The organism is Enterococcus pernyi, from assembly GCF_045371165.1.
In the GTDB taxonomy this organism is placed as follows: domain Bacteria; phylum Bacillota; class Bacilli; order Lactobacillales; family Enterococcaceae; genus Enterococcus_B; species Enterococcus_B pernyi.
On sequence record NZ_JBIQDM010000003.1, the window covers coordinates 165649 to 189587 of the forward strand.

General features: G+C 38.5%; 25 protein-coding genes. 5 read left to right on the forward strand and 20 right to left on the reverse strand.

What is annotated here, in order from left to right; translation table 11 throughout:
- Positions 1–56 precede the first annotated feature (56 nt).
- From ACH0AK_RS05350 to ACH0AK_RS05445, 20 genes are all read right to left on the reverse strand, one after another.
- Entirely contained in the window at positions 57–698 is a 642-nt protein-coding gene (locus tag ACH0AK_RS05350) for a PepSY domain-containing protein (protein ID WP_226076502.1), read from the reverse strand.
- Positions 699–878: 180 nt separating this feature from the next.
- On the reverse strand, positions 879–2045 hold the full coding sequence (locus ACH0AK_RS05355) for a class I SAM-dependent methyltransferase (protein ID WP_096081546.1): 1167 nt from the start codon (positions 2043–2045) through the stop codon (positions 879–881).
- 177 nt (positions 2046–2222) lie between these two features.
- Positions 2223–3044: a maltodextrose utilization protein MalA gene (locus ACH0AK_RS05360; protein WP_066025019.1), complete on the reverse strand. Its 822-nt coding sequence runs from the start codon at positions 3042–3044 to the stop codon at positions 2223–2225.
- Positions 3045–3056: 12 nt separating this feature from the next.
- Positions 3057–3908 carry a sugar ABC transporter permease gene (locus ACH0AK_RS05365; RefSeq protein ID WP_010735425.1) on the reverse strand — a complete coding sequence of 284 codons (852 nt, stop codon included), beginning with the start codon at positions 3906–3908 and terminating at the stop codon, positions 3057–3059.
- A gap of 2 nt (positions 3909–3910) precedes the next feature.
- Positions 3911–5209, reverse strand: coding sequence for a carbohydrate ABC transporter permease (locus tag ACH0AK_RS05370; RefSeq protein WP_010735424.1), 1299 nt, complete (start codon positions 5207–5209; stop codon positions 3911–3913).
- Positions 5210–5353: 144 nt separating this feature from the next.
- Positions 5354–6613: an extracellular solute-binding protein gene (locus tag ACH0AK_RS05375; protein ID WP_499796771.1), complete on the reverse strand. Its 1260-nt coding sequence runs from the start codon at positions 6611–6613 to the stop codon at positions 5354–5356.
- 98 nt (positions 6614–6711) lie between these two features.
- Positions 6712–8478 (reverse strand): glycoside hydrolase family 13 protein, encoded by a 1767-nt coding sequence (locus ACH0AK_RS05380; RefSeq protein WP_023519692.1) that lies wholly within the window; start codon positions 8476–8478, stop codon positions 6712–6714.
- A gap of 159 nt (positions 8479–8637) precedes the next feature.
- Complete coding sequence (gene menC / locus ACH0AK_RS05385; protein WP_226076621.1) at positions 8638–9750, reverse strand: o-succinylbenzoate synthase; 1113 nt, start codon at positions 9748–9750, stop codon at positions 8638–8640.
- Positions 9741–10577 (reverse strand): 2-succinyl-6-hydroxy-2,4-cyclohexadiene-1-carboxylate synthase, encoded by an 837-nt coding sequence (gene menH, locus ACH0AK_RS05390; protein WP_023519694.1) that lies wholly within the window; start codon positions 10575–10577, stop codon positions 9741–9743. Before menH ends, menC begins: the two co-directional genes overlap by 10 nt.
- A complete protein-coding gene (gene menD, locus ACH0AK_RS05395; protein ID WP_226076500.1) occupies positions 10577–12286 on the reverse strand; it encodes a 2-succinyl-5-enolpyruvyl-6-hydroxy-3-cyclohexene-1-carboxylic-acid synthase in 1710 nt (569 codons plus the stop codon). The genes menH and menD overlap by 1 nt, the downstream gene beginning before the upstream one ends.
- A complete protein-coding gene (locus ACH0AK_RS05400; RefSeq protein WP_226076497.1) occupies positions 12283–13641 on the reverse strand; it encodes an isochorismate synthase in 1359 nt (452 codons plus the stop codon). The genes menD and ACH0AK_RS05400 overlap by 4 nt, the downstream gene beginning before the upstream one ends.
- Positions 13622–15106 carry an o-succinylbenzoate--CoA ligase gene (menE, locus tag ACH0AK_RS05405; protein ID WP_499796772.1) on the reverse strand — a complete coding sequence of 495 codons (1485 nt, stop codon included), beginning with the start codon at positions 15104–15106 and terminating at the stop codon, positions 13622–13624. The genes ACH0AK_RS05400 and menE overlap by 20 nt, the downstream gene beginning before the upstream one ends.
- Complete coding sequence (gene menB, locus ACH0AK_RS05410) at positions 15081–15896, reverse strand: 1,4-dihydroxy-2-naphthoyl-CoA synthase (RefSeq protein ID WP_010735416.1); 816 nt, start codon at positions 15894–15896, stop codon at positions 15081–15083. Before menB ends, menE begins: the two co-directional genes overlap by 26 nt.
- A 439-nt stretch (positions 15897–16335) precedes the next feature.
- On the reverse strand, positions 16336–16623 hold the full coding sequence (locus ACH0AK_RS05415; RefSeq protein WP_499796773.1) for an IS110 family transposase: 288 nt from the start codon (positions 16621–16623) through the stop codon (positions 16336–16338).
- 280 nt (positions 16624–16903) lie between these two features.
- Entirely contained in the window at positions 16904–17905 is a 1002-nt protein-coding gene (locus ACH0AK_RS05420; RefSeq protein WP_010735415.1) for an N-acetylmuramoyl-L-alanine amidase, read from the reverse strand.
- Positions 17906–18027: 122 nt separating this feature from the next.
- Positions 18028–18927, reverse strand: coding sequence for a peptidoglycan recognition protein family protein (locus ACH0AK_RS05425; protein ID WP_224434735.1), 900 nt, complete (start codon positions 18925–18927; stop codon positions 18028–18030).
- A 30-nt stretch (positions 18928–18957) separates the two neighbouring features.
- A complete protein-coding gene (locus tag ACH0AK_RS05430; RefSeq protein ID WP_010735413.1) occupies positions 18958–19230 on the reverse strand; it encodes a holin in 273 nt (90 codons plus the stop codon).
- Between the two features lies 1 nt (position 19231).
- Positions 19232–19465 (reverse strand): hypothetical protein, encoded by a 234-nt coding sequence (locus ACH0AK_RS05435; RefSeq protein ID WP_023519700.1) that lies wholly within the window; start codon positions 19463–19465, stop codon positions 19232–19234.
- Positions 19466–19752: 287 nt separating this feature from the next.
- Positions 19753–20166, reverse strand: coding sequence for an ArpU family phage packaging/lysis transcriptional regulator (locus tag ACH0AK_RS05440; RefSeq protein WP_499796774.1), 414 nt, complete (start codon positions 20164–20166; stop codon positions 19753–19755).
- Between the two features lie 416 nt (positions 20167–20582).
- Positions 20583–20843 (reverse strand): helix-turn-helix domain-containing protein, encoded by a 261-nt coding sequence (locus ACH0AK_RS05445; RefSeq protein WP_066025029.1) that lies wholly within the window; start codon positions 20841–20843, stop codon positions 20583–20585.
- A 135-nt stretch (positions 20844–20978) separates the two neighbouring features.
- Between ACH0AK_RS05445 and ACH0AK_RS05450 the strand changes: the two genes are divergently transcribed.
- From ACH0AK_RS05450 to ACH0AK_RS05470, 5 genes are all read left to right on the forward strand, one after another.
- A complete protein-coding gene (locus tag ACH0AK_RS05450; protein ID WP_023519703.1) occupies positions 20979–21425 on the forward strand; it encodes a helix-turn-helix domain-containing protein in 447 nt (148 codons plus the stop codon).
- Positions 21426–21522: 97 nt separating this feature from the next.
- Entirely contained in the window at positions 21523–21714 is a 192-nt protein-coding gene (locus tag ACH0AK_RS05455) for a hypothetical protein (protein ID WP_023519704.1), read from the forward strand.
- 203 nt (positions 21715–21917) lie between these two features.
- Entirely contained in the window at positions 21918–22277 is a 360-nt protein-coding gene (locus ACH0AK_RS05460; protein WP_010735408.1) for a PaaI family thioesterase, read from the forward strand.
- Positions 22278–22513: 236 nt separating this feature from the next.
- On the forward strand, positions 22514–23362 hold the full coding sequence (locus ACH0AK_RS05465; protein ID WP_023519705.1) for a YitT family protein: 849 nt from the start codon (positions 22514–22516) through the stop codon (positions 23360–23362).
- Between the two features lie 163 nt (positions 23363–23525).
- Positions 23526–23936 carry an organic hydroperoxide resistance protein gene (locus ACH0AK_RS05470; protein WP_010735406.1) on the forward strand — a complete coding sequence of 137 codons (411 nt, stop codon included), beginning with the start codon at positions 23526–23528 and terminating at the stop codon, positions 23934–23936.
- Positions 23937–23939 lie beyond the last annotated feature (3 nt).

A 23939-nucleotide genomic window follows, 5' to 3' on the forward strand; every position in this document is an offset into this window, starting at 1 on the left:
TTTTCTAGTGTATCATTTAAGCGAACAAAATCAACAAAAATTTATCGAATGTTCGATCAATCATCGATTTCTGAAGACAATACTTCTCCTGTTTGACTATTGATTTTTACATTTGTTGTTTGGTTGCCATTTTTCACTTTGACATCCCAGTAAGTAGTTCCTAATTCTTTATCAAGGTCCCAATCTGTAGCAGTTCCAGCGCCAACTTTTTCAACCGCGATTTTCCCAGCTTCTTCGATCGAGATCAGATTGCTGACATCTAAGCCGTCTTCTGATTTTTTCTTGCCGTTTTGTTCGTCACGATCTAATTGCTCTGGATTCTCTGACTCAAGTTTTTCGTCCATCGCATTGATTTTCACTGAATATTCGTTTTGATCATCGACACCTTCAATTTTGTAGAAGTAGCTTCCCCAATCACTATCGAGTTCTAAGCTAGTGATTGCTGCATCTGGGTATTTGTTTTGGAATAATTCAATCGCACGATCCGCAGAAACTTGAATATCAGGGTTTGCTGTTTGTGAAGAGGATGAATCAGTAGAACCAGCGGATGTGCTAGAGTCTTCTGACTTGTTCGTAGAGGTTACAGTTGTTTCTGACGACTGATTGGTCGTACTTGATGGGGTAGTTGTTTGGTTTGGCTGGCACCCCGCCAAAAGTAGTAAAGAAAATAAGCCTGTAAAAATAACTTTTGATTTCATAACAATTCTCCTTTTTATTAGGTATTTATTTTCAGTATAACGAAAAGAGTGAATACTGTCAGCCGATACCATGAAAAATCAGTCTATAGTCTGATTTTACAACTAAAAAAGAACCTGTTTTTACGTAAAAAAGTAAAAACAGGTTCTTTTCATTTAAATAAAAAAACAAAACTCAATAAATTATTTCCGATGCATTGGGATCGAATTGTTCCCTGGATGGACTAACAAGTACTGGATCACATCGATATTGCTCGATTCAAAAGATGCGGCACAGGCTTGTAAATAAAGATCCCACATACGATAGAACCGATCACCCATCTCCTGAGTCACCTGCTCTTGAACCGCATGGAAACGTTGCGTCCAATGTTGTAATGTCCATTGGTAATCACGACGTAAACTTTCTAAGTCGATCACTTGTAGATCGTTTTCCGTGATATCCTTAATCAGTTCCGTCACACCTGGTACATAACCGCCAGGGAAAATATATTTATTGATCCACGCATTTGTTGCACCACCTTGTTGTCGGCTGATTCCATGGATTAAAGCAGTTCCTTTAGGTTTCAACAAATCTTTGACTACTTTGAAATATTCAGGTAGATTTTCTGACCCTACGTGTTCGAACATCCCCACACTGGTGATATGATCGAAAGTCTCCCCTTTCAACTCACGGTAATCCATTAGAAACACACGACATTGGTCTTCTAGATGCTCTTCTTTGATTTTATTGGTGATGAAGTTGTATTGTTCTTCACTGAGAGTAATACCAGTCGCTTTGACATGATATTCTTTTGCAGCAGTAAATAGTAACGTTCCCCAGCCACAACCAATATCCAAGAGGGATTCCCCTTCTTTGATAAATAGCTTATCTAAAATATGATGGACTTTATTGATCTGTGCTTGCTCCAGACTATCTTCTGGAGTTTTGAAATAAGCACAAGAATACGTCAACGTTGAATCAAGCCATAAGCGATAAAAATCATTGCCTAAGTCATAATGAGCATGGATATCCGCTTTATTTTGCTGCTTTGTGTGTTTCTCTTTTTTTGGTAACCACTTCAGATAATCTTTGCTACGCAAGAAACTATCGGTATGACTATAAGCATCGTTGATCAATGATTGGATATTCCCTTCGATTTCAATGCGATGATCCATATAAGCTTCCCCTAAAGAAAGAGAAGCATTTTTCGTCAACTCTTTGATTGGGATCTCTTCATTGAGCGTGATTTTGATTTGTGGAGGGTTATCGGTATCCCCATACTGCTTCGTCGTTCCATCCCAATACGTGACTTCTACTGGAAGTGAAAAAGAGTGCGAAAATAGTTGATGATAAATTGTTTTTTCTAACATAATGATCCTCCTAAAACAAAAATTACACTATTACGTTATACCTATTTCGTCAAAGAATCAACAGATTACAGGCAATAAATAAAAGCTTTTTGAAAATTTCAGAAACACAAAAATAAAGAATGTAAGGAGGAAGACATTTCTGCTTTCCCTCTTACATTCTTCATTTTTTTGATTCGATCAGACTTGGATCGCTTTTGAATCTTTGAAGCCAGTTTTAGCGAAAATCCATAGTAACAATAAAACGGCTATGGTCGACTGGATGCCCATCATCAAGACAAAATCAAAATGGATAAAACCGACAAAACCAGCAATTATCGAACTCACACCTAGAACATTCAACATCAAATTTGCGCTCTCTTTAAAGTTTTTTATAGAAGAGAATTTGCTTTTTCTTGTTAGCCATAAAAAGAAGGCAGCGCCGAACAAAATCAAGCCCGTCATGATAAACAATAAAATACCTAACGTCAAACTGTAAGATAAAATGATCATCGGTCGATTACTCGCATAAAATTCATTCTCTAAAAACTGTTCAAACTCTTTTGGACTTGTCATTCTCATAAAATCAAATGAGGAGGGATATGACATATTGTATTCTCGTGTTTGTCCATCCTCTTCTTGACGGATCGTCCAGCTGGTCTCTTCAAAATTGATTGCGGCTCCTCTTTCTGCCATTTCTTCTGGCGTCAGTGCTGTTCCGATGATGACATCGTTTGTTACACTGATGATCTCAGAGTCAGCTGTTAAGCGACCGTTCGTAAGTTGTAGTTCACGTAAGCGTGCCACCCCTTCCTGATCGATCAACGTATTCACCGATAAGAATTGTTCCATCGGGATCGCCGAGACTTGATTCGTATAAAATAAAGTAATCGGCATGACCATAAAAGAAATTAGAAACAGAAAGATCACGATAAATTTTGGCCAAGTGAGTTGTTTTCTACCTAAAAACAACTGTTTTGGACTTCTTAAGCTTGAAAAGTAATTGAGTGGGAATTTATCCATAGCAAACGACTCCTAACCTTTGGTCCCGCCTGATGTCAGTCCGGTCACAAAGTTTTTTTGTAAAAAGAAGAACAATAAACATATTGGTACAGCAATCAAGATTGCTCCCGCCGCAAACAGAGAAACGCGTTGGTTGGTTACATCAGAAATAAAGGTTTGTAATCCAACTGCGACTGTTTGATTTTCAGGCGTACGAAGTAGGAAACGTGCCAACATGAAGTCACCAAATGGTCCCATAAATGCCCAAAGCGCTTGGACTGCGATCATTGGTTTGACTAATGGCAAGACGATTTGCAAGAAAATCCTAAAGTGTCCTGCACCATCCAATTTAGCTGATTCATCTAAATCGATTGGGACTGTATCGAAGTATCCTTTCATCAGCCAAGTGTTCATTGGGATTCCCCCACCGATATAGATCATTGTCAGGAACCAATAACGATCCAATGCACCTAATAGAAAGGCCATCACATAAAAAGCGGTCAAAGCTGCCATCGTTGGTACCATCTGGATCACTAGAAAGAACATCAAACTTGATTTTCTTCCGATGAAACGATAACGACTATACGTATAACCAGCAAGTGTCACAACAGTTACTTGAATGACCATCGTTAAAACAGAAATGATCAACGTATTTTTATACCACGTGCCATACAAGGTTTCATTGAATAAGCGAGAAAAATTATTTAAGGTCCAATCACCGGAGAAATCCAAACTAAAAGCAGCAATATTGCCTGGTTTGAAAGCAGTACTAGCTGTGATCAATAACGGATAGATGATAATGATCGACAATAGGATCAAAAACACATAAGTGAAGAAATGCGAAAGTCTCCGTTGGAACTTAGCACTCGTACTAAATTTTTTCATGACTAGTCCTCCATTTTGAACGCATTAGTTTTCTTGAATACCAACAGAGAAACGGCAATGACGATCATCGAAATGATCAGCGTGATCGCAGAAGCCATCGAATACTGTGGCGAGGTCCCCGTGGTCAATTTATAGATCCACGAAATCAAGATATCCGTTGATCCTGCACCACCACCGACACTTCCCGGTCCCCCATTATTGAAGAGGTAGATCATGGAGAAGTTATTGAAGTTCCCTGTATACTGTGTGATAAACGTTGGTGCTGCTACAAGAAAGATTGCTGGCAACGTGATACTTGAGAAGCGCTGCCAAGCATTCGCACCGTCGATTTTTGCTGCTTCGTAAAGATCTTCAGAAATCGATTGTAAGATCCCTGTGACCATCACATAGATGTAAGGAAAACCTAACCAGCCTTGTATCAAGATGATTGCGACTTTTGTCCAGTTCGGATCAGTTTTCCAAGGAACGGAGGCAATATCTACAAAGGGGATATTATTCAAGAATGGAATAACTTGCGTGTTGATCGCTCCCACACTATCGTTAAAGATGTTTGAAAAACTCATGATCGTGATAAATGCTGGGACTGCCCATGGTAAAAGGAAAATAATTCCAAAAACACGTTTGAATTTGATAAATTTCTGGTGCGCGATCACTGCTGTAAATACGCCTAACGTGATTTGTAAAGTAGTTGCACAAAGCGTCCAGATGACGGTCCAAGAGAACACGGCAACAAATGTATTTCGATAAGAACTTAAAAAGAAAATACTGAAGAAGTTTTCTGCTCCCACCCAGTCGATCAAACTTGCTGGTGGGATGTGTTGGAAATCATAGTTTGTAAATGCTGTAAATAATGTCACTAGAACCGGAAAGATGATCGTGAAAATCATCAATAGATACGCTGGAAGCGTCAAGAGATAAGGAAAGCCTTCATCACCCACATTATGTATGACTTCCTTCATTGTTCGATTGATCTTTTTCCCTTCTTTTCTCATGACTGCGACACGTTTTGCATCTACTAGATTGATGAAATAAAAAAATAAAAACAAGGCTGTCACAATCAATTGCAAAGTTCCTTGGATCAACATAAATAATGAGTGATCTTCCATTGGGACACTCCCTAAGGTAACTAAACCTATTAAGGATTGAAAACCACCTAAAACCATTTGGATGATAAATCCGATAAATAGTGCTAAAAATACGACCCCTTTAAATACTTGACCATTTGCAAATTGACCCAGTCCTGGAATGATCGAACGTAACATCGTGCCTTTGACATTGACCGCTGTATCTTCTTGTTGCATGGTGTTGTTCCCCCCTCTTGATACTAAAAACAGGTGCTGTATGTTGAAGCGCCTTTTCTATAAAATCATCTCACGTTCATCAAAGGTAAAACATGGAGCTGAGAAGCAATTTCCTTCACAGCTCCAACCTTTTTGATGATCTAATTAATATTTTTGCTCAATTGCTTCGCTGATCGTCTTCACCGCGTCGTCAGCCGATTCTTTTGGTGTTTTTCTGCCTGAACCAGCATCAAACATCAAGTTTTCTGCGCCTGTCCAAACTTCTGCCATCTCTGGAATATTTGGCATTGCTTGTGCTGTTTCATATTGTTCAATAACTGCAGTCGTCAATTCATCATTTGTGCCTTTTGCTGTTTCACGAGCCGCTTGATTGGCTGGTACTTCGTTGACCATTTCAAAGAATTTTTCTTGATTTTCTGTATTGGTTACATAATCTAACCATTTTTGAACCACTTCTTTATTCTTAGAGTAGTTACTTACCACCCAACCTTTTCCTCCACCAAATGGTTGATAAGATTCACCATTATTCAATGTTGGGATTTTTGATACGCCATAATTGATGTTGTTTTCTTGATAAGTTTGTGCTTGCCATGGGCCATCGATAATCGCTGCTGCCTTGTTTGACATGAACTGTTGGTTGACAAAGTCGCCAGCACTCTTGATATCTTGCATTCCTTTAGGCCAAACATTTTGGAACCAATCTGTAGCATAAGTGATTCCTTCTACTGCTCCTGCATTGTTTAACCCAATTTCAGATGGGTCTGTTCCATCTTCACCAAATACATAGCCACCGTAACCAGAAATCAAGCCATATGAATAATAAAAATCAGTCCATTTTGCTAAAAATCCTGTATTCGTTCCTTCTTCAGATTCAAAATTGAAACGTTCATCTTTTGCTAACGCTTCCAAATCTTTGAAAGTTGTCGGTGCAGTGTCAACTAGATCTTTGTTATAGTATAAAACTAGTGTCTCGATAACTGCCGGTGCCCCATAGATTTTATCCTCATACGTTACTTGAGCTTTATCCGTATCATTGTAATCTGCTTCGTTCCCCAATTTCACTTCTGCCAAATGCCCTTGTTGTCCTAATGCTCCGATCCGGTCATAAGCTGCCATCATGACATCTGGTGCTTTTCCTGCGGGACCGTCCAACGCAAGCGATTCCAATTGTTCGAACATGTCTTTTTCGACTAACTTGATTTTAACGTCATTGTCTTCTTCAAATTTTGTTTTAATCTCATTGACATAATCTTTGTAACCAGAATCGACAGAAATCGTTAATGTTTTTCCATCTTCTTCATTTGCTGCAGTTGATGAACCACCATTACCACAGGCAGCAAGTCCCCCGATAAACCCTAAAGATAATGCGCCTAACCCGAATTTTTTTAGCAACTGTTTACTCATTTTTTTTCCTCCGATTCTATTCTATTCCTCTTACAATTTGATTATATGTTTACAAAAGCTCGATTTGCAAACGCTTTCTCTATGTTACCGATAACAACTTAACAAAGGATCAAAAATCCATTCGTTTGGACTTCAGCTTTGCCGTCTTTTAAGATGTCACAATTTTGGCTGAACAAAACATCATTTTCTAAATCGACCAAATACGATTCTGTTCCTTGATTGAAATAAGCATGAATGGTTTGCTGATCGAGATGACGAGTCAAGTGAATTTGTTCGTTTTTGTCGTCAACCAATCGCCAAGTCAGATCCCCTTCAATCAACACTTGTTGCACTTGTTTACGCACACAGATCAATTCTTTGACGAACCCCTTCAATTCAAGATCTTGCTGGTCCTTTTCCCAGACCATACATTTTCGACAGTCAGGATCATCATGACCTGTCATGCCGATTTCTGTTCCGTAGTAGATACAAGGCGCCCCTTTTTGTAAGAACATGAAAGCTAACACTGATTTCATCAGTTCCTTGTCCTCTTTACACAAAGTCAAGATTCTGGCTGTATCATGAGAATCCAATAAATTGAATGTCCCTTCATTGACTTGATCACGATAAAGCATTTGCTGATGATTCATGCCACTGACCATTTGAGTGGGTGTGATTTTTTTATGGACGAAATAGTCTTTGATCGAATCCATAAAGGCGTAGTTCATCACCGCATGGAATTCATCGCCCTGTAACCAAGCTTGAGAAGAATGCCAGATTTCGCCTAAAATATAAATATCAGGTTTGATCGTAGTGACCGCTTCTCTGAATTTCTTCCAAAAATGATGATCCACTTCATTTGCTACATCTAACCGCCACCCATCGATATCAAATTCCTTGACCCAATACGTGGCAATATCTAATAAATAATCTTGTACTTCTTGATTTGCTGTATTGAGCTTAGGCATAAATGGCGTAAAAGCAAACGTATCATATGCCAGATTTTCGGCTGTTTCAGGAACATCTGTCATTTGATAGGCATCCACTGGAAATGAATGGATGTGGAACCAGTCTTTGTAGCGGGATTTCTCGCCATTTTCGATCACATCTTGCCATTGTGGTGCATGACTCCCCATATGATTGAACACGGCATCCAGCATGATTCGGATTCCTTTATCATGCGCTTTTGTGATTAACTCTTTCAATAACTCTTTATCACCAAATTGTGGATCGACCGCATAGTAATCGATCGTGTCATATTTGTGATTCGAGGTTGCTTCAAAAACAGGACAGAAATAAATCCCTGTGATCCCTAAATCAGCTAGGTAATCGAGATGATCGATCACCCCTTGAAGATCTCCGCCAAAGAAATCTTCTCGATCCGGGTCTTTACTTCCCCAAGACAACGTACCTTTAGGATCATTTGTTGGATCACCATTCGCAAAGCGTTCAGGAAATATTTGATACCAAATCGTTTGTTTTGCCCATTCAGGTACTTTGAAGCGATCGATTTGTTGAAAATATGGCATACGGAAATAATAGTTTGCATTCGCCAATGTTTCTTCTTGATAAGGGAATATTCCTTGGTCTCCGTAAAAACAATCCATCCCATCAATTCCCACGATGTGAAAACCGTATTGCAATCGTCTAGTATCACTCGTCAACTCGATTTCCCAGTAATCATGAAGAAGTGTACTTAATCCTTTTTTCATTGGTTGTTCTTTTAAATACCAATTTTCTGAGAAAATCGTATATGGATCTCCGCTGATCACAGAAACTTGTTTGACATCATCTTTACTTGTACGTAAGCGAATCCGCATCGTTGTATCACTGTATAAATAAGCAAATTCACTTTCAGGTCGATGATAAATTGCTGCAGTATTCATTTCAGTCCTCCCTTGTCTTTCAGTTAACAAAAACAACTATAAAAGATAACCAACTTAAAGACAACGCTTACATTGTTGTTATCGGTAACAAGATTTTTAGCAAAAAAAAAGATGAATGGCACACTGTTTACAAAACATGCGTGATTCATCTTCTTGACGCTATTTATTTACATAGGTTTTCTGATCATATGCATACTTTAACAACTGCTCTTCTTGCCATGTGACACCAATCCCTGATTGACCAGGAATCCTCAAATGTCCATTTGTGATTCGTGCTTTGGGTTCGACAATATCATCATAGAAATAGCGATCAAAAGCAGACAAGTCTCCTGGAAAAGTAAAGCAATCTTGACTTGCAAAATGCAGATTCATCGCTCGACCGACTCCGGATTCAAACATCCCACCTAACCAAACGAGCAAGTCATTTTCCTGACAAAAATCGACGATTCTTAAAGCCTCAGTGATTCCTCCGACTCTGGGAATCTTTAAATTGATTGCTCGACAACTTCCCAGTGCATGAGCTGTTTTTACGTCTTCCAGTGTTCGAATATTCTCATCAAGACAAACTGCTGTTTTGATTTCCTTTTGAAGTATGGCATGGTCAACATAGTCACGAGGGTGAAAAGGTTGTTCGATCATCGCAAGCTTCAAGGCATCCATTTTCTTGAATAACGGCAGATCGCTGATCGTATAAGCAGAATTCGCATCAGCCATCAATTGGATCTCTGGATATTGTTCACGCAACACTTGCAGTGGCACTAAGTCATTGCCAGGAGTGATTTTCAACTTGATTCGTTGGTATCCTTGATCAACATAAGTTTTTGCAGTCGCAAGTAAATCTATCGGGTTGTCATGGACACCAATACTGACACCTACGGGAATCGCTGATCGTTCGGCGGAAAACAACTTTTGTAATGGGCGCCCTATTCGACGAGCATAAAGATCCCAAACCGCTGTTTCGACCGCTGATTTTGCCATAAAATTCCCTTGCGTATATTTGAAAGCTGACCAAATTTCTTCTGGATGTGAGAAGTCAAGTTCGAATAAACAAGGAATCAGCTCTTTTTGTAATACCGATCGACTCATATCAATCGTTTCTTCGATGTAATCTGCACGTTCAAAAGCGACTAACTCGCCGATCCCCTGATTCCCTAACTCATCTTCCACGATCAACAAATCAAAAGCCTTTGTATCCAATCGACCATAACTCGTTCTGAAAGGTGTCACTAAGGGGAATCGCAAACAGTACTGTTGGATGTTGACTATTTTGATGGCGTCCACTCCCTTTCCATTTCACTGATCCAAGTAGTGACAGTTGTCTCAAATAGCCTAGGTTGCTCGATGTGACAACAGTGCCCGCATTCCGTAAGGATCTGGCAACGAAAAATCTCTTTAATGTTTGTTATTTGTTTACCGATCTTTTGGAACTTCTCATCCTTTTGACCAACAAGATACAATAGTGGGCATTCGATACTCGCTAAATCTGGCCAATAATTTTTTTGCGCGCCAGTTCCCATATAGTAAAGACTTAATGCTAAACCTAGCTTATTTTGAGCAAGGCGCTCGTTTCTTACTCTGCTTTTTTGTTCCAAGGATAACGCCTGTTGTGAAGCGAATAGTGGCAACTTCTCCCAATCATCAACAAAATCACTCAAAGGCTCTCTCAATAAACGTAAAGCAAGTTTTCGATCAGCTTTTTTACGATGGTTTCGTTGCTGTTCATCTGCAATTCCTGCAGTTCCACCTTCTAAAATGAGGCCTTTGATCCCTTGTGGCCGTTCGAGCGCCCAAGCAAGTGCTACTCGAGCCCCCATCGAGTAGCCTAATACATAAAAAGAAGGAATTTTTAATAATGAGACTAAACTCGCCAAATCAGCTACCAATGACGTAAGTTGGTAACGGTAAGGATGAAGGTAAACCGCTGTTTTTCCATGACCGATCAAATCAATGGCTAAGTAATTAAACTGAGGATTCTCAAACATAAACGTTTGTGTACTACCGGTAAAGCCATGCAAACAAATAACCGTTGGCTGTTTTGGATCAGTTTGGTGTAACCAACGGTAATGGTAAGCCACCCCACGTACAGTCTTAACTGGCATCAGTCTATTTCCTCCTGATAACGACGCTTCATCTGCTCCCATAATTGGACAGGTTCTTGTTGTTGCCCTCTGATTTCAATCATTGTCCAATCCCCTTGATTCCGGCTTTTTTCAATCGCTTGCTCAAACTCTTTACTTGAAGGTGGTTGTATATAATGACCATTATATAAATCTGCTACTTTCTCTAATTCTAAATCAAGTGGTGTACCAAACAATGATTCAAAATCAGTCTCTGAAAGTTGATTTTGTGGAAGAAAAGAAAAAATTCCACCACCATTGTTGTTCAATACGACTAAAGTAACAGGTAAGTGATAACGTCGAATTAGCTCCAACGCGTTCATGTCATGAAACAGCGCAAGATCGCCGATCAAGACAAACATCCGCTTGTTCCTTACCAAAGCGATTCCTGCCGCTGTAGAAATCAACCCGTCGATCCCGTTGATCCCTCGATTCCCATAGATCGGAAATGACTCTGTAGTAGGCGAAGCAAAACGATCAACAAAGCGGATCGCGTTACTATTTGCCAAAAATAAAGCTTCCTCTGATTTTATCGCTTGCAATAACTGGCAACTAGCATTGCTTTCGCTCCATTCATCGATAGACAATTCTTTAGTGATAACTTCTCTCGCTTTTTGATAAGCTCTTTTCCATTGCACCAACCATTCGTCAGGGGGTGGCGTAGGTATTGCATCCAAAGTTTCCGATACTAGTTTACAGAAATCAAGTACACCGATTTGGATAAAACTTGTTCCTAAATGTAATGGATCACGCCATTCTTCCTCATCGATCAAGACATAGTCAGAAATAGTTTCGTGATGTTTTTTTAAATAAAGCATCACATTTTTAGCTACAGGAAGATTACCAAATTGCCAAATGACTTCAGGAGTTTCAGGAACCGGTCCAGAAAAAATCAAATCTGCGTGCGGAAGATAGACATCGCTCATTTGTTGACAAGCACCTAGATTTGCCAATGGATCGCCAATGATTGGCCATTGTAAAGCTGTTGCTAAAGTAAGTAACGCTTTTGCCTCATCAGGTGTCAATTCTTTACCGACGATCATCAACCCTTTTTTTGATAGCCAAGGAACAAGCTCCGGTACTTGCTTCGACACAATTTGAGTAACCAGTTTTTTTGGATGAAAAGATCCATCAAGAGAAAAAGTTAAATCAGGCAATAATGGCTCTCTAAAAGGCAAATTGATCTGAATAGGGCCAGCAGGCACGCGTGTTGCTTCATAGGCACTATTGGCACCATGCCAGTAGCTATACCGTATCATTTCCGAACTGGCTTCAGGAAGTGCTAATTCAATAAACTTTTTGATATGCGAACCAAATAACTTTTGTTGGTCCATCGTTTGTGGCGAACCAACGCCACGTGCTTCTGGTGGACGATCTGCTGTTAGCAATAGTAAAGGAATGTTTGTTGCTTTTGCTTCACAAACCGCTGGAAAGAAGTTCGCTGCGGCAGTACCAGACGTACAAAGAACCCCGACTGGTTGTTTCAATGCTTTTGCCATACCTAATGCAAAGAATGCCGCCGATCGCTCATCAACATTGACTGTTGTATTGATCTCTGGGTCTCTATGAAGTAACAAGGCAAGTGGGGTCGATCGTGAACCAGGACTGATCACGACATTTTTAAGCCCGCCTTCTTTCATTCCTTTGATGAATGCCAATAAATAAGCGGTCATCTCTTGTTGTCTCGTCATCCTTTCACTCCTCTAAGCATTGGTTGGAATTTCAGCAATGTTTCTTGGCGTTCTGCCTCAGGATCAGAATCCGCAACAATGCCACAACCTGCATATAATATTCCTTCGGTTTCAGTCAAGATGCCTGAGCGGATGCCTACAGCAAACTCACCGACATCCTCGATCGGGTCCACCCACCCGATTGGTGCCCCGTATAACCCTCTACCGAAAGGTTCATGATCTTTGATCCATTGCAACGCTAATCTTTGAGGTTCACCACCTAAAGCCGGTGAAGGATGGATCAGTTCAACCGCATCGATCAATGAGACTCCCTGTTTACGTTCTCCAGAGAAAGTCATCGCTAAATGTTGAATATCACGGTTTTTCAATAACCGACGGGAAGAAACAGCGACATCCCCTGCGACAATATTTGCTAATTGATCCTCTAATCGTTGCGCAACAATTCCGTGCTCTTGTGTATTTTTAGAGTCTTTTAAAAGTTCTTTGCCGATTTCATCGTCTTCCTGCATAGTAGATCCTCTAGGTGCCGAACCTGCTATCCCAGCAGTCATAAAATGACTTTTCGTTCCTTGAATCAATCGTTCTGGAGTTGCACCAATGAAAGCAAGTTGATTCGATGCTAAAAGAAATAAATAAGTCTGTGGTTGTTGTTCAGCTAAACGATGAAGAATTTGAGTGATCGACTGGAAAGATCCGTGTATTGCCAATTGTCTTGCTAAGACGACCTTTTTAAGCGAAGTAGCTTTGTGTATGATTTCCTTGCGCGCATCATCTACATTGTGTAGAAAAGTTGGAACTGCCAGCTCTTCGGACGACACAAGAACATTTACTGATTGTTCTTGTTCTTTGCCTTCTAACAATTCACTCACAAGACTATCTAAATACGAAAAATCTTTTAAAAGACTCCTGGTTGTTGCAGCTTCTTTTCTGATTGTCAAAACAACTTGAGTCTTTGAACCTATTCGCTTGAAAAGAATACTTGGTAGAATGAAATAGCCAGATTCAACCTCACTCCAAATCTTTTCTTTTAAGTTGTTTGGATCAAAGGGAAAGCCTCCAAAAAGCAAAGGTCCCCCCTTCTGGCTTGATACGTTTAAAAAACTTTTAGAAAACTCAAGAGAAAATCCTTTGATAGCACTAGGCATATCATCCTGTTGTCCATCAAATAAATTTTCTCCTATTCCTAATAGCTCACAATCCTCATCAGGAGGACACCAATAAAAGCGATCTCCTTTAGATGGGACAAGAGGCAAGAGTTTTTTTACCGTTTGTTCACCAAGCTCGTAGCTATAAGTAAAATAAAGATGATTTTTTAAAAGCTGATCATCGATTGAGCTATCTAATTTGATATTCAATGTAATTCACTCTTTCTTCTGTCATTAAAAGACGTTTGATTGGTTTTCCAGTCGCCGTTTTAGGAATTTCCGAGACACAGTAGATTTTAGTTGGATGCTTGTAACGTGCTAATGGCGCTAGTAGATCAGTGATTTCTCTATCAGTAAGTGGTTCATCTAATCGCACATAAGCAACAGGTGTTTGCCCCCATGTTTTATCCCAAGCCCCTACGACAGCGACCTCCGCAATTTTATTGCAAGTTAAAAGTACTCGCTCGATTTCAACTGGGAAAATATTCTCTCCCCCCGAAATGATGCGTTCACTCATGCGACTGACAATATAAAGATAATCCTCTTCATCAAGGTATCCCCAATCGCCAGTGTGAAACCAACCATCCTCTGTCCAAGAATTCGGATTGACGCAATTCAAATAGTGGTCGATGATCGATGGTCCTTTGACTAAAATCTCTCCCATTTGATCTGACTTCTTATCTTTTTGAATACGGATCGATACCTCAGACAAAGCTTTACCAGAAGAACCGTTTTTTGCTTCGAATGACTCCGGAGAAAGGGCGACGATCTGTGAACAGGTTTCTGTCATGCCATAAGAAAGCATCACAGGCACCTGTTTTTCCATACATGCTTGCATGACTCGTCCTTCTCCCGGCCCTCCCCCTAATAATACTTTTTTGAATGAGGGAGCATAACCACTTTCTGGGATCAATGGTTCAAGGTCTTTCAACATTTTGCTGACCAAAGAAATATAGTTGCCACTTCCATTTGCTAAAAGTTGATGGACTTGTTGAGGAGAGAATCCCTGCAACAGAATCACTTGGATGCCTAAAGCAAGTGAGCGTAATAAAATAGACAAGCCACTAATGTGATAGAGTGGCACACAGCAGATCCAGCTATCTGAACGATCTACTTCTAAACTTAGCGCAGTCGCTTGGCTACTCGCATAGTGATTGGCAAATGTTTGCGGTACGCCTTTCGGTTTACCTGTCGTTCCAGACGTATACATGATTGACGCAATTGCCTTTTCTCCGTACCCTTCATCAAACCAATCCTTCGGCTGTAGGACGTGTAATTCCGAAGGATCGGGAAATGAAAACCAAGTGATGCGCTCGTTGACTGCTAATTTATTGGCAGAAATAAGAGTGGATGTCCCAGCATCTGCCATCTGTTCACTGATCTCATTCGTCGTCAAGCGTGTATTGACAAACTGGATTTCTTTTCCTAACTCCCATAATGCCAAGATCGATAAATAGGCATCTAAATCATTTTCACAATACAAGGCAACTCGTTCACTCGCTTTGGGTAATATTCGATGATAATACTCTGCAAAACTTTGAACGTGTGAAGTCAGCTCGCGAAAAGACAAATGATGATCGTTCCACTGACAGGCTGGTGCATCTGGATGAAGCATTGCTTGTTTTTGCAACCAGCTATTAGGTTGAGGTTTAAGGGAACTTAGGAAATTGGTCAAAATCAGGTTCTCTTTTTTCTTTAAATGCGTCGCGTCCTTCTTGTGCTTCATCCATGGTGTAATATAAAAGCGTCGCATCCCCTGCCAATTGTTGGATACCTGCTAAGCCATCTGTATCTGCGTTCATTGCCGCTTTGATCATTCGTAGAGCTAGTGGGCTTTTCTTCAACATCTCTTCTGCCCACTCGATCGTCACATCCTCTACTTGTTCGAGCGGTACGACCGTATTGATCCAATTCATTGCCAACGCTTCTTCAGCACTATACTGCTTCGTCATGAACCAAACTTCTTTCGCTTTTTTATGCCCTACGACACGAGCCAAGTAACCCGAACCATAGCCACCATCGAAGCTCCCAACGTTAGGCCCTGTTTGACCGAATTTCGCATTTTCGGCTGCGATTGTGATATCACACACAAGTTGTAAGACATTTCCACCACCGATCGACCAACCTTTTACCATCGCAATCACTGGCTTAGGAATGACTCGGATCAATCGTTGCAAATCTAGTACATTCAGACGCGGAATTTGGTCTTCACCAACATACCCACCATTTCCTCGAACTTTCTGATCGCCACCTGAACAAAATGCTTTGTCACCAGCCCCTGTCAAAATGATAACACCGATATCTTGACGATCACGACTGATTGTAAAAGCTTCGATCATCTCAAAGACTGTTTTTGGTGTAAAAGCATTATGGACCTCCGGACGATTGATTGTTATCTTAGCAATCTTCCCATATTGTTCAAATAAGATTTCGTCGTATTCCTTGATCGTTTTCCATTCTCTCATTTCTATCTCCTCCTAAAATTCATTAAATTTATTATACACAAGTTTTAAGCATTTAATGATAATTTCTTTATAAATTACTGTACAAAGAATATTGAATGAGTTAAGCGCAAGAAAAGCTTTATAATCTAACTTTCAAATAAATGATTTTAGATTTTTTCAGTGAATTTATTGTTTCTATTTTTCATTGTAATTGATTACTTCAAATATCTTCTCTTATTAGTCCCTGGCTATATTCATAATCTAGCATATACCTAATACGTAATTTTTTTGCTTTTACCATTCACACTCATAATAAACAATTGCTACGCAAGCAAATGAATGTTTTCAAAATCCTCTATTTCGTTTACTATTTTAGTCGCTATTTCCTAGATAGACATACTTTCACAGCAGTACAGCTCTTTTATATAAATAATGAAGAGGTTGATTCTGTTCTCACCGCTTATTCAGTTTCAGGTGATATGAGAGGGCTAATATCTCTCTCCAAAAAGTTTAATAGACAATAGGCTAACCGGTTATTTTGACAGAATTTTTCTAATGGACGAGAGGAGACACCGGTTGCTTCAAAAATAATTTCAGGCGTTTCTGGCAGTACGGTGATTTCTTCAAGTAACTGGCGGAACTCTTCTTGATTATGACAGACTTTCCCTTCTGTTAGACATTGTTGATTATGGTAAAGTACTTTGTAACTTTTACCTTTAGATACGTCAAAAGCAAAAATAAAGGTCATGCGACTTCTCCTTTATTATTTGATTGAACATCTTTCACTCATTCATTCCGATTCGACTTTTCTTTACACGGACTCGAGGTCCATTAGAGTATGTTCGAGCTTCCCTTAACTCTCACTATACTTGAATAAGAGAAATAGTGGTTATCGATGTAGTTTCAAAGGCAAATCTTTCGAAAACAAGTAAAAAAACGAAAATTTATTTTCAAATTCTCGTTTTTTTACTTGTTTCTGTTAGTTTTCGGCTTTTCTCAAAACTGTGCGTAATTATTAATTATAGCAATTAGATTTCAATGCCAGTAACCCAGTATGAAGTAACGATTCCATTAGCAGTTGAACCAATAGCCAACCAAGTATAACCTTCACTAATTGACTGTCTTACAAAGGCATGGCCATTCTTTTGTACGAGTATTTTGTCATATTCGAACGTTTCCCCCAGATCCACGCGACGTAGTATTGGTAGACTAGTTGGATTGGTTACATTGTCACTTGAAGGTCCTCGTAAGTTGATCCCTCCTGAAATAGCGACAGTCACCTCGCCTTTTCTTTCAATCCATTCATTATCAGAAGATGCTTCTGCTACTAATGATCCTGAAACCCAGCCGTTACCATCCACTTCATACCAGTGTCTGATACCATTCACTAACTCCCCGTTGATCGTCACTCGTGCAGAATGGAAAACTTGACTTCTAGTTAATTGACGTAAGATTGCTGATCGTGTGTTTGGCTCTTGGCGTACATTTAAAACATCTGCTGCTACGACCATTTCTTTATTCCAATCATGCATGATATAGTCCGGTTCTGGAACGTTGCCATCCCCACCATTAAGGATATCTCTGACAGCATCCATATTTGTCCCTGGACAAATATTTGACGCATGTCCACTAAACTCATTATGACCTAAGACGTTTTCAACGGATAAACCAAATCGTTCCATTGCGGCTTTCGCACGCTGATTGAAAGCTTCTTCTTGAGCTTCCGTAAATGAACCATTTCCTACTAAACAGATATGATAGGTTGGTGTATTGTGCCCACCAACACCATTAGTTACATCTTCATCAAAGTAGCACCATTGTACAGTTCCGTCACGTAAGATAATCTCATGATAACCGCCAGTTCCCCAGCCTAGTTCTCCATTCCAATATTGTTGAAAGATAAAAACATCTCCTGTTTCAGTTGCTGAATGATGACGTGCAATGTTTTTGACCACTGAAACGTCTCGTTTCGCATTAGTTGGTCCTAAAATCCGTGAATCTCCTCGTAAATCCTCAATTTTGATTGTCATAATAATCTTCCTTTCTCTGATTTTATTATTTTACAAAATCATTTTCTCATTAAATTTTGATATTTTATTTATTGTTGTATTGTTTTTGTTTGATTATAATATGAACAATGAAACAAACTTTATTATCGTTTAGGAATGGTCAAAGTATATTCTGGAAAAGAAACATCAACTGTTTGTCCACTGATCATATTTCCGTTTGGTTCATTCGTCCGTCTTAACATCGGAAATACTTTTTTTCCTGCATGTTTTTGAATGTCAAGTGTGCCGTCCAAACCAAACCGTAAACCAGTTGGTAAGCCGTAAGCAACATTCACATCGTCTCGTATAATGCCTGCTGACCGACAACGACCAATTTCTACAGAGGGATTATCGGCATCTATCCAAAAAACATAGCCTAGATCCAAAAAGGCTGCTCCATTTTGGGGTATTAACCATCCTGCTATCCGAAATATACCTAAAGATAGCTCATTAAATATTTCTAATTTTCCTCGATAGTTTCCGACTACCTTGGGTGGACTAGCTAAAATGATTTCATCATGTGTCAAGTCCTCAGCATCACCTAAGCGATCACGAATCATCCTCATGTTAATACCCGGACAGATAGTCGAAGAGTGTCCAATGAACTCATTGTGCCCCAAAACATCCTTCACTGATAGGTCAAAACGTTGCATCGCCGCTTTTGCTCGCGTGTCAAATGCTTTTTCCTGTTCTTTAGTGAACGAGCCATTTCCAACAAGACAAATATGGTAGGTTGGTATGTTATGTCCCCCCACACCATTTGTGATATCTTCATCAAAGTAACACCATTGTACCGTGCCATCTCTTAGGATAATCTCATGATAGCCACCAGTTCCCCACCCCAATGTGTTCTTCCAATAGTTTTGAAACGCCCATACATCTCCTGTGGTTGTTGCCGAATGATGACGCGCAATTTTAGTTATTTCTGATGCCTTTCTTTTGGCATTGGTCGGTCCTAAAATACGTCCATCTCCTCGTAGATCCTCCAGTCTTATCTTCCTCACCTCCTTTACTGGTAAAAGAAACTTGGACGATCAATTGCTTTTATTAGACTCCTGTAACTTCATTACATGATCTCCTAAATCAAATAATCCACCTGCGGCCAAACCAGCAATCGCTCCTGCCCATAAATAAAGAATGAGATCCTGTGGAACGAATGAGAAGGAATACAGCCCACTAAGCAAAATTCCAGTAACCACGTTGCTGATAGGCAAAAGTTTACTGCGTCCTATTTGTCCTTTCACCAGTTCTGTCACACCGACGACCAGTGGTGTGATAATACTTGAAATCGTTAAGATTTCGGTCAACCTACTTCACCTCCTTTCCAATTTGTTTGAAAATAGATTTGATTTGTTCTTCAATAATTGAGAGACGATTGCCATACTCGATTTGGCTTTTTTCTACTCGAACAATAGTATTCTCTAATTTCCCCAATGTATGATCGAGCTTTGTAAACATTGCATAGAATTTTGCTACGCCTACAATCAACGTTCCACCAAGTGTTATGACAGCCATCCATTCACCAATTGATACTTCCGTCATTCTCTACCTCCGTTATCTTTGACGTTTTTGTTTCTGTGAGAGTATTTGTATCTTTCATCATTTGATTCTTCTTTCGTTTCATATAGTGACTTAAGTTGATTGCTCTATTTTCTTTATTCCACTATATGTGCCATGTTCATCTTGAAAATGTAGATACACCTATCTATCACCTGTTATTACATAGAAAAACAAATACTTATTATTTTCTGCCATTTCCTAAGCTTACATTCATACTAGCATCAAAGAAGAGATGGGAACCGCCAATCATCTGCCAAAAAAACGCCAAATTATTTATACGCAATCAGTTTTCCAGTCTTATATGCTTCAGCGAATTCAATCAATGCTTCTGCTTTTTTTCTCTGAATCGTTCTTTCGGAATAACCGATTTCAAGACTAATCTTATAATTCGAAAAACTTTCAGGAACAAAATAAGAATAATAAAGGATCATTCGATTCGTTAGACTCAAAACCATCAAAGCATTTAAGATTGCATTCCTTTCTGCTTCAATCGCTATCATTTGCATAGATGCCCTTTCTGAAGATTGATCAGAAAGAGTTGCTTTTAAGCTATTGATTCTATGAGGAGATTGAATGTCGACTGTGACACGTCCTACCAGCCGATCAAGTTTACGAAAATTTTTTAAAACTTCTCTCACATTATATCTTGTTTGTTTCATATCTATTCTTTTGGGGTACATCACAAAAAATCACTCCTTTAAAAATTCATCTTTTAGATCTACTGATATAAAGTATTTGGCTTCTACTAGTCAAACCACAAACTAAATTGCACAGAGTTTTCATTTTATTTCTTTTCCAACGTGGTTTTCCCTTCAATTACCTCATTACTGCTTCTATTCCTTCAGAATCTGGTTGGATAAACCGAAGATTTGTATGTCCGAGTTTTTTCTTTTTTTCTAGACCGACAGTTCAATGGCATTCTTACTCACTCCTTAATAAAAATTAAATGTGTCTGTTTATATTAGTACCTATTACAAGGACGCTAAAATGTTGAAAGACCATCGTTTGGTTTAAATGATTTTATTCGTCACATCAAATAATAGGTCATATGCTGTTCATCAATTTTAAGTGGTTATCTTGATGTTTATCACATGAATCACTAAAGATTATTTTGGTTTAATCCACGCGAAATATAACTTAAAGTTGATTTGTTACCGAAAAATATATAGTCATCGGAAATACCATAAATTTCCGAAAATTTCTTTGCTAAAGAAATCGGCACATCAGTGGCATCATCCTCGTACTCAGCAAGCTGTTCCTTAGTAAGATTTAGACCATAACTATTTTGCAGAATGTCAATTACTTCAGTCTGATTCAAATCTGAATTTACTCTTGCTGCTTTCAAAGATATTTGCAACATATAAAACACCTCCTATTTATATATTTTAATATAACTTAAAGTTATAGTAAATAATTTTATATAACTATGTATAACTTAATGTTGATTTAGACCAGTTTCTGGTATATTATTGGAGTAAGAACTCGGAGGATTATTATGGATAAAAATATTATTGGACAGAAGATTAGTGAACTAAGGCATAAACAACAAATGACGCAAGAAGAATTGGCAATAAAAGTCGGTGTTAGCAAGCAAACTATTTCTAATTGGGAAACTGGATTAAAAACACCTCGTATGGGTGCTATTCAAAAAATTGCTGAGTTATTTCATGTGACAAAAGGTTATATTATTGAAGGTGAGGAAGAAAATTCTCGTCGTCTACTCTCTATCTTTGAAAAACTTAATAGCGAAAGACAACAGTCAGTAATCTCTTTTGCAGGAAAAAAATTAGAAGAACAACAGTTAGAAACAAAGCTTGATAATGAAGAACTTCTCAAAGAAATTGATGAATTCGTAGAAGAATATGGATTCGAGGCCTTTGAAAATTTACATAAAGTAATTACCAGTAAAAGGCAAAAAGAACAAAATAAAAATATCAGCTAAATCCCTCTCCCCCTTTTTAAACGAACGGTTACAATTTTAGAATAATAATAATATAATTGTTATATAACCGTATATTTAGGGGGTGTTTTTTTTCTGATTGCCTAAAAAAAATAAATTTTCAAAAGAAATAGTTGATTTTGAAAAAAGACTTCATCATAAAAAGGCAGGAGTAGAAAAAGAAAAAGCATTGGTTAAAGGGATAATTGGTGGCTATACGCCTAATGAAATAAAAGAAATCCGGAAATTAATGAAAAAACTAAAAAAAGCAGACCATTATTTGTTTTTATGAACTTTGGCATTTTTTCTGGTAAAAGATTTAGAACAAGTGTTTCATTCAAACTAAATGATTAAATTTTAACTGACAGTTCTTCCATTCATCAGTAAAAAATTTTTAATTGAATACCCTAATAGTTCGCAAACAGTGTTTGAATGATAAAAATAGAGTTTAATTATGACAGTAGCAATAAAGAATAAGAAATAAGGAGTAACAGGATGAATTTATTAGATCATCTAGGGATTGAAACGTGTATTGTTTCACCTAAAGAAGTCCAATTGACTTTAGCAATTGACGAAAAGCATCACCAACCTTATGGCTATTTGCATGGAGGAATCAATGCTGTATTGATCGAAACGGCTTGTAGCATTGGGGCTAACGAATATTTACAAGCCCCCCACTTTGCTGTAGGTATCGATCTGCAAGTCCAACATTTGAATAAAGCCTCTACAGGTAACTTGAGAGTGGTTGCACAACCTGAAAAAATCGGGAAAAATATTCATTTTTGGCAGGCAACGATTTATTTAGATAATGATTTAAAAATCGCTACAGGGCAATGCACCTTGATGGTCAATTAGCTTTTGTAAATAGTTTCTATAAATAACGAGTCAGCATAAATCAAAAAATACACGCTTTGTTCCATTTCATAATTGTTTTTATTGATTGGTGTCCAATATTTCAACCATTTTAGCTTTGAACGATTCATTATAAATTTAGGTTTATCTAACTTTCTTTTTCAACTTTGTTAACTTTTATACAAAATTAATGTATAATGAGAATAGTTGGAAATAAATGTATAGTAGGAAGTGGATAAATGAAACACGGTAGAAATATAATTTGGACATACATTAAAATAGTATTTGCTTTAACTATTTTAGCTATCAGTATCAACATGTTTTTAGGTCCGCATCACATTGCAGCTGGTGGCGTAAGTGGACTTGGTATTTTACTTGAGTCAGCTTTAGGTTTGAACCGAGCAACAGTTATACTAGTTTTGAATATCATCATGTTGATTTTGGCCTTGATTTTTTTAGGCAAGAAACCTTTCTTTAAAGTATTATTTGGTAGTTTAGTCTTCCCAGCGATCATTGAGATCGTCCCAGAGTATATGATCACGCCTGATCGTCTCTTATCAGTCATTTTCGGTAGTGCGATCTTTGCTTTGGGTGTAGCTATCTTATACAAAAATAATTCATCTAGTGGCGGTACCACGATTCCTCCCCTTATCTTCAAAAAATACTTCAATTTAAGTACTTCCATTGGACTTTTGATGACCGATGCTGTCGTTGTTTCCTTAACCTTATTTGTTTTTGGATTTGATGAATTTCTCTATGCGATTCTGTCTATCGTAATTACATCCATCGTGATGAATTACATTGAAACAGGAACAAATCGTCAAAAATCGATCATGGTTCTAAGCGAGAATCATCTTTTAGAAATCCATACACGTTTAAGTCAGGAGATTGGACGTGGGTTCACGATCCTAGAAGCTAGAGGCGGTTATAGTAATCTATCAAAAGAAGTGTTGTTGATGGTTGTAACTGACCAAGAATTTTCTAAAGTCAAACCGATAATTGAAGAAATCGATCCGAATGCTTTTGTCATCGTCAATAGTGTAGCAGAAGTCATGGGTAGTGGATTTACGTACCATCCGATCGAATGATGTCACAATTAAAATGAACGGACCTATTCCTATAAAAAAGTCTACTCTTAGTTTTTATTCATAAACCAGGAGTAGACTTTTTTTCAAAGCAAGTTAGTTGCTCTACCTAATTAAATTGTGTACAATTTAATTGCATCAAATATAAAAAGAGGAGTGATTTTTAATGAAAAAAATGTATTCAACAAAAATGATCAATACTGGCGGACGTTCTGGGGAAGTACACAGTCCAGATCACTCATTCGAGCTTAACATTGCAGCTCCAGGTAAACGTGTAGAAGATGCAACAAATCCGGAACAATTGTTTGCCGCTGGCTTTAGTGCATGTTTCAATAGCGCATTAGACTTGATCAAAACACAAAAAAATATTGACGGTGCATCAACAATCAGCGCTCAAGTGTCTCTATATGCAGAAAGTGAAATGAGTTTTGTGTTAGGCGTTGAGATCGAAGGTTCAGTTGAAGGTTTATCAATCGAAGAAACACAAGAATTACTAGAAGCTGCACATAAAGTTTGTCCTTATTCAAAAGCAACAGCTGGCAATATCGAAGTTACTTTGACAGCCGTAGAGAACTAGATT

What these genes read in the sequence shown, in the direction of transcription:
- ACH0AK_RS05350 (WP_226076502.1), bottom strand. Translation starts at nt 698, where the DNA reads ATGAAATCAAAAGTTATTTTTACAGGCTTATTTTCTTTACTACTTTTG.
- ACH0AK_RS05355 (WP_096081546.1), bottom strand. Translation starts at nt 2,045, where the DNA reads ATGTTAGAAAAAACAATTTATCATCAACTATTTTCGCACTCTTTTTCA.
- ACH0AK_RS05360 (WP_066025019.1), bottom strand. Translation starts at nt 3,044, where the DNA reads ATGGATAAATTCCCACTCAATTACTTTTCAAGCTTAAGAAGTCCAAAA.
- ACH0AK_RS05365 (WP_010735425.1), bottom strand. Translation starts at nt 3,908, where the DNA reads ATGAAAAAATTTAGTACGAGTGCTAAGTTCCAACGGAGACTTTCGCAT.
- ACH0AK_RS05370 (WP_010735424.1), bottom strand. Translation starts at nt 5,209, where the DNA reads ATGCAACAAGAAGATACAGCGGTCAATGTCAAAGGCACGATGTTACGT.
- ACH0AK_RS05375 (WP_499796771.1), bottom strand. Translation starts at nt 6,613, where the DNA reads ATGAGTAAACAGTTGCTAAAAAAATTCGGGTTAGGCGCATTATCTTTA.
- ACH0AK_RS05380 (WP_023519692.1), bottom strand. Translation starts at nt 8,478, where the DNA reads ATGAATACTGCAGCAATTTATCATCGACCTGAAAGTGAATTTGCTTAT.
- menH (WP_023519694.1), bottom strand. Translation starts at nt 10,577, where the DNA reads ATGCCAGTTAAGACTGTACGTGGGGTGGCTTACCATTACCGTTGGTTA.
- menD (WP_226076500.1), bottom strand. Translation starts at nt 12,286, where the DNA reads ATGACGAGACAACAAGAGATGACCGCTTATTTATTGGCATTCATCAAA.
- menB (WP_010735416.1), bottom strand. Translation starts at nt 15,896, where the DNA reads ATGAGAGAATGGAAAACGATCAAGGAATACGACGAAATCTTATTTGAA.
- ACH0AK_RS05415 (WP_499796773.1), bottom strand. Translation starts at nt 16,623, where the DNA reads ATGACCTTTATTTTTGCTTTTGACGTATCTAAAGGTAAAAGTTACAAA.
- ACH0AK_RS05420 (WP_010735415.1), bottom strand. Translation starts at nt 17,905, where the DNA reads ATGACAATCAAAATTGAGGATTTACGAGGAGATTCACGGATTTTAGGA.
- ACH0AK_RS05435 (WP_023519700.1), bottom strand. Translation starts at nt 19,465, where the DNA reads ATGACGGAAGTATCAATTGGTGAATGGATGGCTGTCATAACACTTGGT.
- ACH0AK_RS05445 (WP_066025029.1), bottom strand. Translation starts at nt 20,843, where the DNA reads ATGTTGCAAATATCTTTGAAAGCAGCAAGAGTAAATTCAGATTTGAAT.
- ACH0AK_RS05450 (WP_023519703.1), top strand. Translation starts at nt 20,979, where the DNA reads ATGGATAAAAATATTATTGGACAGAAGATTAGTGAACTAAGGCATAAA.
- ACH0AK_RS05460 (WP_010735408.1), top strand. Translation starts at nt 21,918, where the DNA reads ATGAATTTATTAGATCATCTAGGGATTGAAACGTGTATTGTTTCACCT.
- ACH0AK_RS05465 (WP_023519705.1), top strand. Translation starts at nt 22,514, where the DNA reads ATGAAACACGGTAGAAATATAATTTGGACATACATTAAAATAGTATTT.
- ACH0AK_RS05470 (WP_010735406.1), top strand. Translation starts at nt 23,526, where the DNA reads ATGAAAAAAATGTATTCAACAAAAATGATCAATACTGGCGGACGTTCT.